Annotated in this window: 18 protein-coding genes and 1 pseudogene; 11 read left to right on the top strand and 8 right to left on the bottom strand. The window is 67.7% G+C overall.

The window, feature by feature from the left end; translation table 11 throughout:
- Positions 1-73 precede the first annotated feature (73 nt).
- The gene (locus tag ACIA5H_RS22300; RefSeq protein WP_397077237.1) at positions 74-574 is read left to right on the top strand and encodes a hypothetical protein; all 501 of its coding nucleotides are present in this window, start codon (positions 74-76) and stop codon (positions 572-574) included.
- Between the two features lie 164 nt (positions 575-738).
- Here ACIA5H_RS22300 and ACIA5H_RS22305 read toward each other — a convergent pair whose 3' ends face one another.
- Together ACIA5H_RS22305 and ACIA5H_RS22310 are read right to left on the bottom strand one after the other, a co-directional pair.
- Positions 739-1050: a hypothetical protein gene (locus ACIA5H_RS22305; RefSeq protein WP_397077238.1), complete on the bottom strand. Its 312-nt coding sequence runs from the start codon at positions 1048-1050 to the stop codon at positions 739-741.
- An 86-nt stretch (positions 1051-1136) separates the two neighbouring features.
- Positions 1137-2102, bottom strand: a complete 966-nt coding sequence (locus ACIA5H_RS22310) for a ferritin-like domain-containing protein (RefSeq protein ID WP_397077239.1) — start codon at positions 2100-2102, stop codon at positions 1137-1139.
- An 867-nt stretch (positions 2103-2969) separates the two neighbouring features.
- Between ACIA5H_RS22310 and ACIA5H_RS22315 the strand changes: the two genes are divergently transcribed.
- Both ACIA5H_RS22315 and ACIA5H_RS22320 read left to right on the top strand, forming a co-directional pair.
- A complete protein-coding gene (locus tag ACIA5H_RS22315; RefSeq protein ID WP_397077240.1) occupies positions 2970-3635 on the top strand; it encodes a transposase in 666 nt (221 codons plus the stop codon).
- Between the two features lie 549 nt (positions 3636-4184).
- Positions 4185-5243, top strand: coding sequence for a transposase (locus ACIA5H_RS22320; RefSeq protein ID WP_397077241.1), 1059 nt, complete (start codon positions 4185-4187; stop codon positions 5241-5243).
- Positions 5244-5580: 337 nt separating this feature from the next.
- Here ACIA5H_RS22320 and ACIA5H_RS22325 read toward each other — a convergent pair whose 3' ends face one another.
- The 3 genes from ACIA5H_RS22325 to ACIA5H_RS22335 form a co-directional block, all read right to left on the bottom strand.
- Complete coding sequence (locus ACIA5H_RS22325; protein WP_364428505.1) at positions 5581-6705, bottom strand: tyrosine-type recombinase/integrase; 1125 nt, start codon at positions 6703-6705, stop codon at positions 5581-5583.
- Positions 6702-7208, bottom strand: a complete 507-nt coding sequence (locus tag ACIA5H_RS22330; RefSeq protein ID WP_364428502.1) for a hypothetical protein — start codon at positions 7206-7208, stop codon at positions 6702-6704. Before ACIA5H_RS22330 ends, ACIA5H_RS22325 begins: the two co-directional genes overlap by 4 nt.
- Before the next feature lie 230 nt (positions 7209-7438).
- Positions 7439-7885 carry a MarR family transcriptional regulator gene (locus tag ACIA5H_RS22335; protein WP_355077420.1) on the bottom strand — a complete coding sequence of 149 codons (447 nt, stop codon included), beginning with the start codon at positions 7883-7885 and terminating at the stop codon, positions 7439-7441.
- A 58-nt stretch (positions 7886-7943) separates the two neighbouring features.
- Between ACIA5H_RS22335 and ACIA5H_RS22340 the strand changes: the two genes are divergently transcribed.
- From ACIA5H_RS22340 to ACIA5H_RS22355, 4 genes are all read left to right on the top strand, one after another.
- Complete coding sequence (locus ACIA5H_RS22340; protein WP_397077242.1) at positions 7944-8339, top strand: hypothetical protein; 396 nt, start codon at positions 7944-7946, stop codon at positions 8337-8339.
- Between the two features lie 123 nt (positions 8340-8462).
- On the top strand, positions 8463-9299 hold the full coding sequence (locus ACIA5H_RS22345; protein ID WP_397077243.1) for an SDR family oxidoreductase: 837 nt from the start codon (positions 8463-8465) through the stop codon (positions 9297-9299).
- Positions 9300-9377: 78 nt separating this feature from the next.
- Positions 9378-10427, top strand: coding sequence for a 3-oxoacyl-ACP synthase III family protein (locus ACIA5H_RS22350; protein WP_397077244.1), 1050 nt, complete (start codon positions 9378-9380; stop codon positions 10425-10427).
- Positions 10424-11413, top strand: coding sequence for a hypothetical protein (locus tag ACIA5H_RS22355; RefSeq protein ID WP_397077245.1), 990 nt, complete (start codon positions 10424-10426; stop codon positions 11411-11413). The genes ACIA5H_RS22350 and ACIA5H_RS22355 overlap by 4 nt, the downstream gene beginning before the upstream one ends.
- A gap of 95 nt (positions 11414-11508) precedes the next feature.
- Here the strand turns inward: ACIA5H_RS22355 and ACIA5H_RS22360 are convergent, their stop codons facing one another.
- The gene (locus tag ACIA5H_RS22360) at positions 11509-12510 is read right to left on the bottom strand and encodes a YafY family protein (protein WP_364428486.1); all 1002 of its coding nucleotides are present in this window, start codon (positions 12508-12510) and stop codon (positions 11509-11511) included.
- A 62-nt stretch (positions 12511-12572) separates the two neighbouring features.
- Between ACIA5H_RS22360 and ACIA5H_RS22365 the strand changes: the two are divergent.
- Together ACIA5H_RS22365 and ACIA5H_RS22370 are read left to right on the top strand one after the other, a co-directional pair.
- Positions 12573-13130 (top strand): annotated as a pseudogene (locus ACIA5H_RS22365) (DinB family protein); the annotation flags it as partial.
- A gap of 18 nt (positions 13131-13148) precedes the next feature.
- Positions 13149-13541, top strand: a complete 393-nt coding sequence (locus ACIA5H_RS22370; RefSeq protein ID WP_379251918.1) for a RidA family protein — start codon at positions 13149-13151, stop codon at positions 13539-13541.
- Positions 13542-13650: 109 nt separating this feature from the next.
- Here the strand turns inward: ACIA5H_RS22370 and ACIA5H_RS22375 are convergent, their stop codons facing one another.
- Positions 13651-14829 (bottom strand): DUF3089 domain-containing protein, encoded by a 1179-nt coding sequence (locus tag ACIA5H_RS22375; RefSeq protein ID WP_397077246.1) that lies wholly within the window; start codon positions 14827-14829, stop codon positions 13651-13653.
- 173 nt (positions 14830-15002) lie between these two features.
- Positions 15003-16427: a serine hydrolase domain-containing protein gene (locus ACIA5H_RS22380; protein ID WP_397077247.1), complete on the bottom strand. Its 1425-nt coding sequence runs from the start codon at positions 16425-16427 to the stop codon at positions 15003-15005.
- Positions 16428-16887: 460 nt separating this feature from the next.
- Between ACIA5H_RS22380 and ACIA5H_RS22385 the strand changes: the two genes are divergently transcribed.
- On the top strand, positions 16888-17112 hold the full coding sequence (locus ACIA5H_RS22385) for a hypothetical protein (protein ID WP_195080102.1): 225 nt from the start codon (positions 16888-16890) through the stop codon (positions 17110-17112).
- A complete protein-coding gene (locus ACIA5H_RS22390) occupies positions 17112-17300 on the top strand; it encodes a hypothetical protein (protein WP_379251788.1) in 189 nt (62 codons plus the stop codon). The genes ACIA5H_RS22385 and ACIA5H_RS22390 overlap by 1 nt, the downstream gene beginning before the upstream one ends.
- Positions 17301-17551: the final 251 nt, after the last annotated feature.

The following is a 17551-nucleotide window of genomic DNA, read 5'->3' on the forward strand; positions in this document are numbered from 1 at the left end:
AGCCGAGATCTGGCATCGCCGCTAGCCACCCGCCAGCCTCCTCCAAGCGCTCGCCACGGCCCGCGGGTACCCGTTGACCGCAGCCGACATGCAGGTGTTCACCGGACTGGGCATCACCCTCGCCGCCCGGGGCTGGAGCTTCGTGCGGGAGTGTTCCGGACCGGAAGTGCTCACCTTCAGCTACCGGCCCTCCGACGCCGGACCGGTGTACCTGCATGCGGGGCTCGAACCAGTCACCACCGGCGTGGTTACCCTGGACCGGTCCCAACCGGCCGACATCGTCACCGGTTGCGAGGTCGAAGTGCTGCTCGTCGGCACCCCCCGCGGGCAAGCCCGCCTCACCGACCTGCCCGGTCTGACCACCCACCTCCGTGTCATCCAAGCCTTCCGGCCAGGTGACCCGATCCCCGTCGCGTTCCCCCACGGCCACACTCGGGTGGTTACCCGGCTCAGCGGCGGGCACCGGAGCACGCCACGGGCGAATAGCCGTAGTCACAGGTGTGGACGCCGAATTCGGGTGACCAACGCGGCTGCCGGACCCTGGGTCCGGGTGGCGATCCGAGCCCACGACTGATCGGCTCGCCAGGAAGGGGGCCGTGAGCGCCGAGACAATGCCCGCGCACGTTCAAGGACGCCGCAGCGGGGCCCTATCCACCTCTGGCCGAAGGGTTTTCATGATAGGGAACACCTCTCGGTGCTGGTGACGGCGTTACCCTGGCTCGGACAGGACGCAGCCGGTTACCTGGATCCAGGGGGAAGAGGATGCTCAGTTTGGAAGAAAGAATCGCCGGTGTCCTCGCTGTATTGAACAGGCTCGATCGCACGGCGCCGGTGGCGGTCATCGACGAGATCGGCCGGCGTGTGCAGGAGCTGAAGAACGAAGCGCTCGCCAGCGTCACCGATGACCCGCAGCGCCGCCGCATACTGCTGAACCAGGCCACCCAAGCCGACGGGCTCGTCGCCGCGGCACGTGAACGGGGCGAACGAGCCCTCGCCCTCGCTGTGGCCGAGCCGCAACGGGAGGCTGTAGCCCGCCGAGCCGCCGAGCATCGGCCCGCAGCCACAACATCGACCCCGGCCAGGAACGCAGCGATGAGCCTCGCCGACGCGCGGCGTGAAGATGCAGGGACCTTGGGTCAGGTGAGGCCGGTGATGTCTCTGGCGATGGTGGTGAGCCGGTTGCGGGCGGCGGTGAGCACGCCCTGGCGGTTCTTGTTCGCTTCCTCGTAGGCGAGGATCACGCGGATATCGACGGGGTCAGTGAGTTCTTTGATCGCGTCGGCGGCCTGGGTGAGGTTCAGCTCCGGGTAGTCGCTGATGGGGAGTTCGTCGGGATCCAGGACACTGGTGGTGGCGCCGCGGACCGACCGCAGCGCGTCGGCGGCGGTGTCGGCGCCTTCACCGCGGGTGACCTGCCCGGCGGTGGCCAATGCCGCGTCCCGGGACGCGGTGAAGGTTTTGACCGCGACATCCCCGGCGCGGCCGCCTTGGGTGAGCAGTTCCCCGAGTGCGGGCCGGGTGGCGCGGACGGTGTCCAGCGCCCGGTCCAGGCCACGCGCCGACCAGTCGACGGGCAGGTTGAACAGTCGCACCGCGGTCCCGGTGGCTGCTTGCAGCAGGGTCGGGCGCAGCGCGGCGGGCCCGCCGAGGGCGTCTTCGGCCAGGACGGTGGTCAGCCAGTCCACGGTCTCGGTGTGGGCGGTGATCAACCGGTCCGCCAACCCCACGACCTCGGGATGCCCGGCGGTGGTGGCGAGGGCTTTGATGTAACGGGCGCGGTCGAGTAGTTGGTGCTCCAGGGTCAGATCACCCAGCAGGGCCTCCTCGAACGGCTGCGCTTGGTCGGCTAGTGCCTTGACCGCGGCGACCGCGCGGCCGAGGAACGGGCCGATCACCTCCGGGACACCACCCAACTCGCGCATGGCGGCCTCGATGGCGGCGGCGCGGTCGCGGGCGCGCTCGGCGTTGGCGGACAACTCCTGGCGTATCGCCTCGGTGCGGGCTTGGGCGATACGGGTATCGGCAATCTGGATCTCGGTATTGGTCAACGCCTGCACAGCGCGCAGCTGCGCCAGCAACGTCGTGATCTCGCGGGTACTCATATCGACTTTCCCCTCCTTCCGATGGTGAGACAGCATCGAATCGGCGCAACGGTGCACCGACTGTCAGGCTTACCCGCGTTCCGGACCGGCAACCCGCCCGTTACCTTCCCCTTCCGCCCGCGCCAGGCAGCGGGTGTGTGCGTCGGGCCCACGCGGCCACCAGGAGAGAAACCGATCGGTAGAGAGACGGCCCGCAGACAGGATGCCTGCGGGCCGCCGTATTGCGCTGGTCGAACGGTGCGGCGTTAGGGGTGTCTACCCGCGCCTGAATCGGATTCGTTACCAGTGGACTCCGCCGCCTTCTCAGCATAAATCCCCAGGACAGCTATGGCCCCGCACGCTGGCCGGTAGAGGATGGCCCGTGTGCCGTTGGCGGTATTTGATGCCGTGGCAGGGCGTGCGCTACCCTCGGAGGTGGTTTTCATGAGCAACCTTCGGGTCGTGTATCAGAAGTGCCCTCAGTTGCCGCTGGGGGCCTTCGTCATATCTGGAGTTGTTGTGCGCTGATGCTCACGCAGGGCGTGGGGTACGCGGCGTAGCGTGCGGCTAAGCCGCGCGCCCCGGCCGTCGCATCAGGCGGAGGTGACCGCGGTCCCCACCCCCTGCCTGGATCCGATTCGGAAGCCCATCGACTCGGCGCGAGCCACGATGCGATCGACCGTCGAGCGCGTCCACTTGACGCTCGTGATCCGACTCAGTTCGGTCGCGACTGCGTTGGCGTTGAACCCATGCTCAGCAAGCCGTAGGAGTTTCTCGATCTCTGTCGCTGGCTTCTGAGTCAATCTGCCGCGCACCAGCCCCCTTGTGATGTATAAAACTGACGGAGTTGCTTGACACTCGGACCCTCTGAACCGTAGGGAGATTCGGGTGAGCGAGCCTGTCATGGACCGCGAGGTGCGTGCCCCGGACCTCTCGCCGAACCCGCCGTGCGCCTCAGCGCCGGTACGGCCCCGGGTTGTGGGTGTGGACGACTTCGCCCTGCGCCGCGGACACCGCTACGGCACGATCCTGATCGACATGACGACCCGCCGACCGATCGACATGCTCACCGACCGCAGCACCGAGAGCCTGACCGCCTGGCTTCGAGACCGCCCCGGCATCGAAATCATCTGCCGCGACCGGGCCGGCGTCTACGCCGAAGCAGCGACCACAGCAGCACCGCACGCGATCCAGGTCGCTGATCGCTGGCACCTATGGAAAAACCTCGGCGACGCCGTCGAACGCACCGTCGCCCGCCACCGCCGCCACCTGACCGCGGTGCCCGACCCCGACGACGCACCAGCACGGCCCGACATCAGCGAAATCGCGGCGGCTCTGCCCCACGGCCCGGTCGAACCACATCTGCGTGCCGATCGGACCGCGGTCCGAACCCGCGAGCGTTATGCCCAGGTCCACACACTGCTCGCGCAGGGCCACAGCCTGCGCCGCATCGGTCGCGAGCTGGGCTTGGCCCGCGGCACGATCCGCCGCTTCGCCCGCGCCGCCTCACCGGATGAATTGGGCTCAGGCACAAAGTTGGTGGCGTGCCGATGATTTGGAGCCTGGCGGGAGGTAATCGATCATGACCAGGGTGTGCTGATCTTGATCTGAAGGTCCTGCTTCCGCATCTCGCCGACCTGAACATCGAGCAGGTCACCCGCCGCGGAATGGCTTTATGGATCCATGCCGACATCACTGCGCAGGGCGCGTCGTGTCCGGGCGGCACGTGCTGGTCGGTTCGGGTGCACAGTCGCTACCAGCGGTGTCTGTCCGATGCCGCGGTCGGCGGGACAGAGACATTGATCTGCCTGCGGGTACGCCGGTTCTACTGCGACAACCCGGATTGCGCCCGCGCCACGTTCGCCGAGCAGGTACCCGGCCTGACCACGGCGCATGCCCGACGGACCCCATTGCTACGCAGCATGCTCGAGCGGATCGCGTTGGCGGTGGGTGGCCGCCCCGGCCAGCGGTTGACCCGCCACTTGTCGGTGACGGTATCCAGGATGACTCTGCTGCGGTTGATCCGGGCAGTGCCGATGCCCGAACCCGGCCCGGTGACCGCGCTCGGCGTCGATGACTTCGCCTTCCGCAGAGGCGCGAACTATGGCGCCATCGTGGTCGACATGCGCACTCACCGGCCGGTGGACCTGGCCGGACCGATTGAACGACACCTTTGCCGAATGGTTGCGTGCCCACCCCGGTGCCGCCGTGATCTGCCGCGACCGGGCGAGCGGGTTCGCCGAGGGTGCTCGGCGGGGAGCGCCGGACGCCATCCAGGTCGCTGACCGCTTCCACCTGCTTTACAACCTCACTGATGCTGTCGACCGGGTGGTGCGGGCCCACCGCAAGTGCCTGCATGATCGGCCAGTCGATGAGGCTGTTGCCCAGCCCGCTCCCGCGCCGGTGGTCGTCGACGGTCGGCGTGCGGAGTTTACCCGGCAACGGTGGGTGGAGGTTCACGCGTTGTGGGACAAGGGAATCGGGCACACCGCAATCTGCAGGGCGCTCAACCTCGACGACAAGACGGTACGCCGCTACGCCCGAGCCGGCAGCGCCGACGAGTTGCTGACCCAGTCGCCCAAACGCGGCAGCGCGCTCGACCCACACACCGCCTACCTGGCCGAACGCTGGCAGCAAGGGTGCACCAACGCCGCAACCCTGACCGGCGAGCTGCGCGAGCGCGGTTACCGGGGCGGTGAACGCCAGGTTCGCCGCTTCCTGCAGACCTGGCGAGCCGGCACCACGCCACCGACCGCCACGCCGATCACGACACCTAAACCCCGGCAGGTCACCGGCTGGATCATCCGTCCGGCACACCAGCGCACCGAGGCCGAACGAGCCGACCTGGCCCGGATCCTGGACCGATGCCCGGTCCTGCGCGGCGTCGATCAGCTGGTCAGCGACTTCGGCGGGATGCTGCGCCACCGTCGGGGCCAGCACCTCAACGCCTGGATCGCTGCAGCCCAAGCCAGTGACATCTCCCAACTTCAAGGATTCGCCGCCGGTCTGCTCAAGGACTACGACGCAGTCCGCAACGGACTCACCCTCGAATGGAGCAGCGGAGCCGTCGAGGGCGCGGTCTGCCAATTGAAGGCGATCAAGCGCAGGTGCTTTGGCCGGGCCAACTTCGATCTCCTGCGACGCCTCGTGCTCCTCAGTTGACCACCACCCCCGGCAAGATCACCAAATTTGTGCCTGAGCCAGAACTCACTGGCCATTGACACTGGGGCAAGTTCACCGTCAACTCGGTGTCCAAGTGCGCCGACGTCGGCAAGGCTTCGATCTACCTGCGCTGGCCGAACAAGAAGAGCTGCTCGCCAGCGCGCTGGAGGCGTAGATCAGCCCGGTCGCCGACATCGACACGGGCCCCAACTCCCACGATCAGCGAACGGGCCTGTTCATCGCCGTCGCCCGTCCTAACATCGTGTGCACGGCGAGCGGGGCGGCGGCCTGGTGTCGTCGGAGGTCGGCAGCCGACGTTGCTGGTGGTGGGGGGTGGTCAGGCGCGCGCGGGGAGGAGGAATTCGTGCCCCTGGTGCTGGTTGGTGGGGTCGCTGGCGAGGGGGTGTGGCTCGCCGGTGAGTGTGGCCAGGGCGTGGGCGATTTCGTCGATGGTGGCGCGGGTGTAGATATCGATGGCGTTGCCGTTGTAGCTGCGGTCGGAGTGGCCGGCGTAGGCCTTGGCGACGGCGGGGCCGTAGTTGCGTTCGACCCAGCGCAGGGTGGTGTGGCGGAGCCAGTGGGTGGAGATGCCGTGCTCGGCGATCCAGGGGAGTTGTCGGCCGAGGCGGTCCCAGAGCACGTCGTAGCGGCGGATGCCGAGGGGGTGGCCGTTGCGGTAGCGCAGCAGCCGCCGATTGCGGGCGGCGGTGATGGGATGGCCGTTGCGGGTGAAAGCGGGCAGTTGGTCGGTGGGTGGGGTTCGGGTTTCGCGGTGTTCGATCAGAGCCTCGGTCAGGGTGGGGGAAATCGGCTGCCAGCGGGAGAAGCCACCCTTCTCCCGGACCTGGATCAGGCAGCGCACGGGGTCGAGGTCGTCGCCGCTCATGGTGAGGATGCCTGCTCGGCGGCAGGCCGTTTCGATGTGCAGGCGCACGATCAGGGTGTCCAAGACGGGGTCGTCGCCGCCGTCGGCGACCGCGGTGCAGATCTGGGCCAGCGAGTCGTGGGGCAGGGCGCGCCGGTTGGAGGCCGGGCGCGGGGCCTTGCCGAGTTTGGCGGTGGGGTTGTCGGCGGCGGTGATGTAGTTGTCGTTGACCGCGTGCTGGTAGAGGCAGCGCAGGGCGTGGATGCAGTGGTTGGCGGTGCTGACCCCGCCGCGGTCGTTGCTGCGCCGCTGGCGTTGCTCGCGCACCGTGTGCACGAAGGTCTGCAGCTGGGAGACGGTGGGTTCGTTCAGGCGCTGGTCGGCGTGGTCGACGAGGAGCTTGTTCCAGTAGGAGAGGTAGTGGTTGCGGGTGGGAGTGTCGGGCATGGCGGCGTAGACGATCGGGACGTATTCAGCCAGGGTCGGTATCGCTCGCGTGGTACCTGGTTGGCCGAGTAGCTGTTCGGGTTCGATTCCGAGCCCTTGCAGCAGAACTCGCGCGGCGGCCAGCTGAGCGTCGGAGGGCGGTGTGCTCATGCTGGGAAGGCCTCCTCGAGCGGGCCGGTCCACGGAGCCAGCAGTGCGGTCAGGGTGGCGGGTGGGAAGACCAGCAGAGTCGCCGACGGAATATCGGCGAGCAGCAGCAGATATCCGCCGTCGATGCGGGTCTCGCGCCGCAGTGCCGCGCGCAGGCGCAGGTTGGCCTGCCCGTCGACGTAGGCCGGGGCGGCATCGTCCTGGTTGTCGGCGGTGAGGGCGAGCACGCCCTCGTCGACGCGAATGCGGCACTGTTGGCCCCGCCGCCATTGCAGGGCGGTGAGCAGGCGCCGGGCCATGATCCGGCCCGCCCGGTCGATGGGGCGGACGTCGTACAGCGCGGGCGCACGCGCCGGTTCCTGCGGCCGGATCAGCGCCGGGAGCGGGAGCGGTGTGTTCCACGCGAGCGGCTTGGCGGCGGGCCCGGCGAGCGGGCGGTTACCGGGTGTCCGAGAGGGGGCGTTCAGGGTCGAGGGGATGGCGGAAACGAGGCCGGATAGCATCAGAGCGCCCAACTTTCAGTGTCAGGCGGTTACACACCCGGTTCTGTGTTCTCGAACCGGACATACGCAGCAGGTGCCGCGAATGTTCACGCTGTGTGCGCAGGAAACAACTTCACAACACACAAATCGCGGCGGATTCGCAACCTTTGGGTGTTCATAGAGCTAACCATACCCCGTTTCGCCGATCGGCCTGCCGAGGCGACGGCTACGGTGGCAGCGCTCGCACGCCATCAGCTGGGCAGCCCCAGCCGATCGGCGATCGTGCCGAGGATGCGATGCAGGTCGGCACGCTCGGCGGCGGTGAGATCCGTGGTGGTCTCGGCGTCGATCGCCCGCGCGGCGTCGAGGCATTTGCGCAGTAGCGCGCGGCCGTGCGGGGTCAGGTTCAGATTCTGACGGCGGCGATCCTTCGGATCTCGCAACCGTTCGATGGCCCCGAGGGACTCGAGGTGGTCGGCCAGCGCGACGACCAGACTCGGCGCGACGCGCAGTAGCTGTGCCATCTCCATCTGCGATGTCGGTCCGTTGGCCGCCAACACATTCAACATCCCGGCGTGCTTCGGCTTGAGCTCGAGACCCGACACATCGGCGCTGAAGCGGTCGGTCAGGAACGCGCCCAGCAGTCCGAGCCGGAAGCTGAGGGTCTCCGGCAGCTTTTCCGCCTTGACGTTCTTCATGGCGAGCATAATACTGAACCTAAATCAGTCACGGTCTGAATGATTTTTGGAGTGAAAAATGCAGGGCGAGAAGCTCAGTCGAACCGCGGTCGTTGTCAATGCGATCGGCGCGGCCACCGCCGTGGCCTTCAGCGTCGCGGCACTGGTCGATCCGACCGCCGCGATCTCGATCGGCGCGGACTCGCCCGGGATCGATCTGTATGCCCAGGCGTACGCGGCCCGGGCGATCCCGCTGGGTGCCGCGCTGCTGTTCAGCCTGGCCGGCCGCCGCAAGAGGGCACTTCTACCGCTGCTCACCGTGTCCGGCGCGGTACAGCTCGGTGACGTCGCCATCGGCGCCGCGCAGGGAATTCCGGGCATGATGGCAGGCGGAAGCGCGCTCGCGCTCGTTCACCTCGCCACCGCGGGGCATTTGGTTCGCCGCAGGAGCCGCTTCGCCACAGCCGCAGCCTGAGCCGAGACTTCGGCGTGAGTCGGACATGCTCGGCGAAGCCGAGGTCGGCGACGACGGAAATCTCGGTTCGGATGGCTCGTGTCAGCAATCTCCGAGGAAACTTCTGTGGCAGGGTGGTCGGCTGTGCAGACAATCCTGATCACGGGGGCGACATCGGGTATCGGGCTGGAGTCGGCTCAGCAGCTGGCGGCGCAAGGGAATCGGCTCGTGTTGGTGGGGCGGAACCCGGAGAAGCTCTCCGCCGCGGCGAAGCTGGTCCGAGGCGCGGGGGCGGCGGGAGTCGACACGCTGGAGTGCGATTTCGCGTCGCAGTCGTCGGTCCGTCAGCTGGCGAAGGAGGTTTCGTCCGCCTACGACCGGCTGGATGTGCTGGCCAACAACGCAGGTGGCTACCACAAGGCCAGGAGCGAGACCGTGGACGGCATCGAGGCGACGTTCGCCGTCAACCATCTCGGTGGTTTCCTGCTCACCGAACTGCTGACGGATCTGATGGTGCGCAGCGCCCCGTCGCGCATCGTGTTCACCTCGTCGGTCATGCAATTCGGCGCCACCATGGATTTCGCCGATCTGGAGTTCCGGCAGAGTTATTCGGGAGAAAAGGCATACAGCCGGTCCAAGCTGGCGAACGTCCTGTACACCCGGGCGCTGGTGCGGCGTCTGGAGGGAACCGGCGTAACGGTCAACGCCTTTCACCCCGGTGCGGTGGCAACCGGGATCTGGGATTCGATGCCGTGGTTCGGGCAACCCTTCGTGGCGCTCGCCAAGCGATTGTTCATGATCTCCGCCGCGGAAGGAGGACGAGCGCTGACCTACCTGGCCGCCGACCCGGAAGTCGCCGCGGTCAGCGGCTGTTACTTCCAGAACAACCGCGTCAAGGCTCCGTCCCGCCTCGCGCAGGACGACGCACTCGGGCAGCAGCTGTGTGAAGTCAGCGCCGCTCTGGTCGGACTCACCGGGTAGGCGCACCCACGACCAGCGACACCGTTATCGCTGAGCAACACGACAATCGACGCCGACTGAAGCGGAAGGCAGGGGAGCATGATCCGTACTCGTTTCGAGTCGATCGGCGCGTACACGCCGACGACTGTCCGCTCCACCGAGGATCTGATCGCCGAGCTGGCCGTGCCGCGGTCGCTGGACCTGGAGCGCATCACCGGGATCAAGAATCGTCGTGTCTACGACTCGGATCCGGACCGGTACGAATCTTCCTTCGAGCTGGCGTTGCACGCGATCGAGGACTGTCTGTGGCATTCCGGGTATCGGGCCGACGAATTGGATGTCGTCATCTCGGCCTCCATCACGCGTACTCGCGGCGCGGGAATCTTCTGCTATGCACCGTCTTTCGCGCTCATGCTCGGCAATGCGATCGGCGCGAACGCGGCTCGGCACTTCGATGTCTCCAATGCCTGCGCCGGGATGATCACCGGAGTGATGGTGCTCGATCGCATGATCAAGGCCGGTGCGGTGCGCAACGGCCTGGTGGTCAGCGGCGAGCAGATCACGCCGATCGCCGAGACGGCGCTGCGCGAGATCAGCCGCCCCTACGACCCGCAATTCGCGGCGTTGACGGTCGGTGACGCCGCGGTCGCGGTTGTGCTCGACGACCGGGGCGACGACGAGGACGAACTGCACTATGTCGAGCTGATGACCGCGGCCGACGGCGCCGAGCACTGCATCGGAATGCCCAGCGACCGCACCGGCGGCATCGCGATGTACACCGACAACCGCGCCATGCAGAACGAAGCCCGGTATCGGCAGGGCATCGACCGTATGGCCGACTTCCTCGCCGAGACCGGACGCACCTGGGAGAGCGAGAAATACGACTACTGGATCCATCATCAATTCAGCGCGCCAGCCATCGAGTACATCTCGGATCTGACCGAACGGCATTTCGGCACGCCGATGCCGCAGTCCCTCAACGTGCTGCACGACTACGGCAATACCGCTTCGACCTCTCACTTCCTGGTCCTGCACGAGCATCTCGCGCAACAGAAGGTCCCGAAGGGATCCAAGATTCTGATGATCCCCGCGGCATCGGGCATCGTCTCCGGGTATCTCGCCGCGACCATCTCGCGTTTGGCGGCATGAGCATGGCGACGACGATCGTCTCGGCCGCGACGAACCGCGACCTCGACACCGGCAGCTACCTCGAACTGGCCACTCGCGCGGCACTGGCCTGCGTCGAGCGCTCGGAGATCGGCCTGCGCGAGATCGGGATGCTGATCAACGGGGGCGTCTTCCGGGACAGCAATATCTCCGAGCCGGCGGTGTCGGCCCTCATCCAGAAGCGGATCGGCCTCGGGCTCACGTATGCGGCCGGGCGCGTCCCGGTTCTGTCCTTCGACCTGATGCACGGGGCCTGCGGCCTGCTGCACGCCATCGCGACCGCCGACACCTTCCTCGCCACCGGCACGGTTCGGTACGCGTTGCTCGTCGCGGGCGACACCCACCCCTCGACCGAGCGCCACGTCGCCGATTTCCCCTACAGCGCCAGCGGCGCCGCCCTGTTGCTCGGAACCTCGCCTGCCACAGGAGGATTCGGGCGGCTGCACACGCGCGACACCACCGGCCCGGTCGGCCCCATCGCCTGGGTGCCGCTGAACGACGTCGGCGCCGACGGTCGCAGCGCGATCCGCGTTCGTACCGGTGCGGAGGACCGGGTGGATTCGGCGGCCGAGGTGGTGCGTGCCTGTCTGGACTCCGAAGGGCTCGACGGCCGCCACTTCGCCGAAGGACACGCGCTGCTGCTGGCGCCCGACCAGGCCGTCGACTTCCGCGTCCGCTTGGCCGGCGCGCTCGCCATTCCGTCGCGGTCGGTCGTCGGTTTCGACGCCTCGATCGGAGATCCCTACACCGCGGGGCCGGTACACGCCTACCTCCATGCGCGGGAAACGGGCGTACTCGACACCGCGCGCATAGTGGTCTTCCTGGCAGTGGACGGAGCATCGGCAGCCTGTCTGACCTACAGACCGCGGTCGGCGTCGCCCACGTGCGGCGAATCGGGCGGTGGAACCGCACAGGCCGGGACACCGACCGGCTCCGGTACCGAGCCGGTTGTACTCGCTCGGCAGTAGGACGCACACGAGCGATGCGCGGGTGTCCATGCCGTGGACGCGAGGGCGCGAACCGCTACATCCGAGGCTCGCGACGCTCGTGGGCCGCGACGGGCTCACGAATCCGCGATGCGGTGCGTCGGTGCGGCTGTCACACCAGCCGACAGCAGTTTCTCGGCCAGCGCGCGGGCGCGGTGCGCGAGCTCGGGCGGGTCGAGTATCTCGAAGTCGTGCCCCAGCAACAGCACATGCATGAGCACGAAGTCCAGGCTGTGGTCGGCTCCGCTGCGGACCTCGCAGCGCCCGCTGCCGCACGGCCGTACGACGGCCGCCGACGCCGGAATCTGCGCGCGCACCGTGTCGGCGGAGGCGTGCACGAGGAAGCGGGCCCGCAGTGGGTAGACCCGGTTCGCCACGCCTTCCTGCACGTAGGCCGCAGCCTCGGGCGCCGCGCGTGGTCGGAAGCGCCACGTCCGCGCGGCCACTTCGGTCATCCGGTCGACACGGAAGCTGCGCCAGTCCGCACGATCGAGGTCGAAGGCCAGCAGGTACCAGCGCCGGTCGGAGGCGACCAAGCGGTAGGGCTCGACCCGCCGCCGGCGCACCCGGTCTCCGGCGGGATAGTCGAAACCGGCCTCGACCTCGTCGCGGCAGGCTCTGGCCAGCGTCATCAGCACGTCGGGGTCGACCGGCGGGTGACCTCCGCCGAAGGACTCCACCGAGCCGGAGAGTGCCTGCACTTCGTGCCGCAAACGGGTGGGCAGCACCCGGTCGAGTTTGGCCAGCGCCCGGAGCGCGACATCCCCGGCGCCCGCGACCGCGGCGCCCGCGCCGCCGAGGAGCGAGACCGCGGTGACGATCGCTTCCTCGTCGTCGAGCAGCAGCGGCGGCAGCTCCTGTCCCCGGCCGAGCTGATAGCCGCCGCCGACGCCGTGACAGGCGTGCACCGGATAGCCGAGCGTACGCAGGCGCTCGACATCGCGCCGTACCGTGCGCGGCGTGACGCCCAGCCGCTCCGCGAGCTCGCGCGCGGTCCAGACCTGGCGTTGCTGCAGCAGTCCGAGCAGGGTCAGCACCCGCTCGGTCGTGCCCCGCTCGGTACCGCTCGCCGCTTCCATGTCGCTCAGCCTGCCAGAAATAGCGGACCGATTCTGTCCGCTAGGGGTGCCAGGGTGGCGGCATGAACGCAGACGCACTCGACTGGAACAAGACACTGCGCGAGCAGTGGGAAGCCCACTGGAACGATCAGCTACGCGACCGGCTCCACGGTCTCACCGACGACGAGTACTTCTGGTCTCCGGTACCGGACGCCTGGAGCGTGCGACCGCGTGGCAGTTCGACGGCGCCCGTGCAGGCAGGGGCCGGGGACTTCACGATCGACTACGCCTTCCCGAATCCGGTCCCCGCGCCGTTCACCACGATCGCCTGGCGGCTCGGTCACGTCATCGTCGGCGTGCTCGCCGCGCGCAACGCGACCCATTTCGGCGCGCCGGCGGCCGCGTACGAGACATGGGAATACGCGGGCGACGCGGCCACGGCGCTCGACCAGCTCGAAGCCCAGCTCGACATCTGGCTGACCGGAGTGCGTGGTCTCGGCGATGCCGAACTCCGGGTCCCGATCGGTCCGAACGAGCCCTTCCCCGAGGCGCCCATGGCCGATCTGGTGCTGCACATCCACCGTGAGCTGATCCACCACCTGTCCGAGGTCTGCCTGATCCGCGACCTCTATACACACTCCGACGCTGTCAGGAAACCCATGATCACGAAGACGACCCACCTCGACCCCGAAGAACTGCATCACAACCCGGCCTTCACACAGGGCGTGATCGCGCCCGCTGCCCAGACGGTCTATGTCGGCGGTCAGCTCGGCACCGACAGCACGGGAGAACTGCTGGACGGCTTGGAAGAGCAGACCATCCAGGCCATGCGCAACGTACTGACCGTGCTGGCGTCTGCGAATACCGGTCCCGAACACGTCGTCAAACTCACGATCTACCTTGTCGCCGGGGTCGACGCACAGGCGGGATACGCTGCGGCGCGGAAAGTGTGGGGCGACCACCGCACCGCCATCACGGTCGTCTCCACCGCGGGACACGCTCGCCCCGGCGCGCTGGTGGAGATCGATGCGATAGCGACCATCCCCGAATAGCCGCGCCTGTGGCCGATTCCCCGCGCGGTCGGGCATCGCCGCGCGGTCTCGGGTGCCGAACCGGGTCGGGCCGGTTCGGAGCGATGGGCGGCTTCGCGGACTCCGGCGTTCAGCGGTGCGCCGCGCGGTCGGCGCTGATCTGGGACGCGACGATGCGGACCAGATCGCCCAGTGCGATCTCCACGTCCGCGAGGTGCAGGCCCCAGGTCGCGTCCGGGACGGCGTACAGCTCGGCGCTGCCGGGTTCCGGCGTCGCCAGTAGCGCCGTCGCGTCGCCGTCGCGGACGCATTGGAGCCGGTACTTCTCGGCGGGGACCAGCCACGGAGTCGGCGCGGCGACGGCGGACGGCCCGTGGCGCAGCGCCAGTTCGGCGGCGAGTGGGCTGGGCACGGGACCGGTGCGGAGCACGGTGGCCGCGGTGCGGGACTCGTTGCCGCTCAACGAAGTCGGATTGGTGCAGGCGACCTCGTAGTCCGGGCCGTAAGGACGCGGCAGCGGCTCAGGGGTCGTCGGGTTGCGGCCGAATCGGCTGTCCGGGGGCGGGGTCGCGCCGAAGGTCTGCCAGGCCAGGACGCACCGTGTCTGCTGTTCGCCGCGGCACAGCGGAAGGTGCTGGAAGTCGCCGCCGACGTCACCGTTCTTCGGCACCACCACATTGCCACCCAGCAGGATCGCCGACAGGATCCGCTCGCGCACCGCCTGCTGCGGGTCGATCTCCTCCCGGATCAGTTGGCGCAGCATGCGCGCACCCTGCGAATGCCCGAGAAGGACGATCGGCCTTCCGCTTTCGCGCTCCGCGAGGAACTGCCGCCACGCGCGCAGGACGTCCTCGTACGCGATACGCGCCATCTCGGCGCGCTCGTCGGGGGAGTACGCCCGTTCCCGCGCCAGCGCGGTGAGGGTCCGCTGCCGGTAAACCGGCGCGAAGACCTGACAGACCTGGGAGAATCGGGCGGCCTGCTGTTCGGCCACCGCCCGCACCTCTCGGGTCACCGCAGTGTCGGAGTTGGGCGTCGGCTCCAACGACACCGTCGGATACACATAGAAGCAGTCCACCCCGGAATCCCCAGCAGGCGTAGGCTCCTCCCGCACATCGGGTTGCCCCGCCTGTCGCACCGTGGTCGCCGTGCTGCCTCGGCAGGGGTCGTCGGCTCGATCCGGCCTGCACAACCACACGACGCCGGTGTCACCGGCCGGGTCCGCCACCGCGCCGACCGACGATCCCGCCAGCACTCCGACTCCGCACACGACGGATGCGACCACCCGCCGCCACCGACCGTCCCGCATAGCGCATACCTCGCTTTTCCGCGCCCGACCGTTGAAGACGGCCTCGCCACACCGGGATCGGCCGTTCGGTCACCTTCGACGGCGTCAGCCTAATGGCGAACGCACCGGTTCACGCACGCATCACCTCGGACGGCGGAGACCTCGCCCGCCGTGACGGATGGCTCCGACAGCGGTCAGGCCCGCCGGGCAAGTCGGCCGCCGCCGTTGCGGAAACGCGCTCGGCCGTCACGGATGTCGTGGAAGGAGACGAGCAGCAGTCGCAGGTATCCGTCGAACGTCTCGAACGGGTATCCGGCGGGCGCGAAAAGGCCGGGCCGGATCGGCACGTACCGTTGCGGAGGGGCGGTGGTCGTGCCCCCGGCGAACTCGGTGAAGATCCGCTCCTGCGATGCGTCCGCCGGTTCGTAGGTCACGCGCTCCTCGAGTTGGCCGTCGACGACGCCGACCTCGACGCGCAGCTGATCGGAACGGTAGGTGCCCACGTAGGGGGTGAGATCGATGTCCTGCGCCGATTCGGTGATCAGGGTGGGGATCCGAACGCCGAGGTGTTCGCTCAGCAGCCAGCGCAGAATCTGGTCGTGCAGCATGATCGCCCCCGGGGTGTTGCCGAAGGCGGTGAACACCAGGTCGTGCTCGGGCACGACGCACAGGATGGACACGCCGCCGGGTGACGCGCCCGACATCGCGAGGACGGTCGTGTCGCCGAACGGATACCGCACCCAACCCAGGCCCATCGGGGGGACGTTCGGGGTGGCCATGTCGTGCGAGACCTGTTGCATCAGTGCGGTAGACCCGGCCGAGAGGACGCGCCTTCCGGAGGGGGACACACCGTCCGCGAGATGGGTGCGTCCGAAGGCGAGCAGGTCGGCGACGGTGCCGATCGGCGTGCCGCCCGCCGGTCCCCAGGTGTCGGGCAGTGTGAACATTCCGGTGGGCTCGGCCGCCATGGTCTCGGGGTCCGGGAAGTGCCCGATGGCGGTGCTGCGCAGGATCGCTCGTTCGGCCGACGTGCTGGAGTCGGTCATGCCGACAGGTGCGTAGACGTCGCGCTCGAGCAGGTCGGGGAAGGACAGACCGGTCACCACCTCCAACAAGCGGCCCGCGACGATCATGCCGCCGTTGGAGTAGCTGAGCTGCTCGCCGGGCTCGAACAGGACACCGCAATTGCGCGCGAGACCCTCGACATAAGTTTTCAGGGAGTCGCGCCCTTTCGCATCGGGGAAGAACAAGTCCGCATCGATGCCGTTGGTATGCGAAATGAGGTGGCGAACCAGGATCTTCTCCGCGGCGCCCGGCGCGGTCAGGGCGAACTCGGGCAGGTACCGCACCACCGGCGCGTCCAGATCGAGCAGCCCGCGCTCGACCTGCTGGAGGACCAACGTGGTGGTCAGCACCTTGGTCACCGAGCCGAAGAGGAACCCGGTGTCCGCGCGCATCGGCGCCCCGGTGGCGACGTTCGCGGTGCCGTGGGCGACGACGATCTGCTCGCCCGCACGGTAGACGCCCGCGACGAATCCGGGGACTTCGTTGGACATGCAGTAGGCGGCGATCTGCTCGCGAATTCGGGCTTCGGCGGTGTGCAGTGCGTTGTTGTTCATGCCGACCACCGTCCAACCTTGCCCCTGGGGCAAGGTCAAGCCCGTGCGACGGAGTCCATTCCCGCCTCGGCCTTACGTGGCGGCGTGACGGGGTGTGCGGCGCAGATGGCGAGGCGCTCGCGCCGGTGGTCGACGCAATCGACGACATGTGCGCCGTGCCGAAACCGAACGCCACCAACGTAGACGTGCGTGTCGTGGCACATGTGGTGCGGGCGCAGTGTTGCACATCCAGAAGAATGTCCATCAACATGATCCGAGCGACTGGCTGCTCTTATGGACCTATTACCTGCTTGTATCCAAGTTGCCGGTCCGAATCTCCCGGTACCCCTTCCATAGAAGAAAGAATGTCGACTAACATACGGCGCGGATCTCGTTGACTGGCGCGCGGCCGGACGCCTCGTCCCGTGGTGTCCGATGCGTGTGCGGCGGCGTGGATCGAAGCGAAAGGATGCATCGACGCATGCTCAAGAAGCTGGACCGAATACTCGGTTACGAGATGAAGGTCTCCGAGTTCCTCGGCACTCTCATCATCATCGGCGTTCCCTACGGCCTGGCCGGGGTGATCTGGACGCTCACGCACACCGGTCATCTGCGCGATATGCACGGCATCGATCTGCTGATGTCGTTCCTGGGATCGATCGTGTGCTGGCCCGTGCTGACCTTCTCGAATGTGTGCATGACCTGATGATGGCTTTGGTGTGGCTCATCGACGTTCTCGTGATCGTGGTCAAGATCCTCGGTGGGCGGATGAAGGTCAATCCCGTGCTCCGCTTCGGGCTGTGGGTGGCCGTACTCGGTCTTTTCCTGGCCGGCTGCGCGGTGCTCGCCGCACTCGCGGTGCTGCTGCAACGTTGGCTGGAGGCCCTCGCCTAGCGGCTTCGCAGACTCGGCTCTGGTCGTCCGAGTGCAGAATAGATGATCACTTACTTTCGGGAGTCGCTTTCCGGCGTGGTCATCTATGTGCAGTGGACGCATGTATATGCAGGCTAGAAGCGGTATCGAACAAGGTCCGTGACATGCACCGCGCGCTTCGACGGATGTCGTTTTTGCTGGAATAATGAATCACTTGCAACTTGTCTGACGTCTGTGAGGTATGCAACACTTCACACGCTCCGCGTCATCGA

Source organism: Nocardia sp. NPDC051900 (assembly GCF_044452545.1).
GTDB classification, from domain to species: Bacteria; Actinomycetota; Actinomycetes; order Mycobacteriales; family Mycobacteriaceae; genus Nocardia; species Nocardia sichangensis.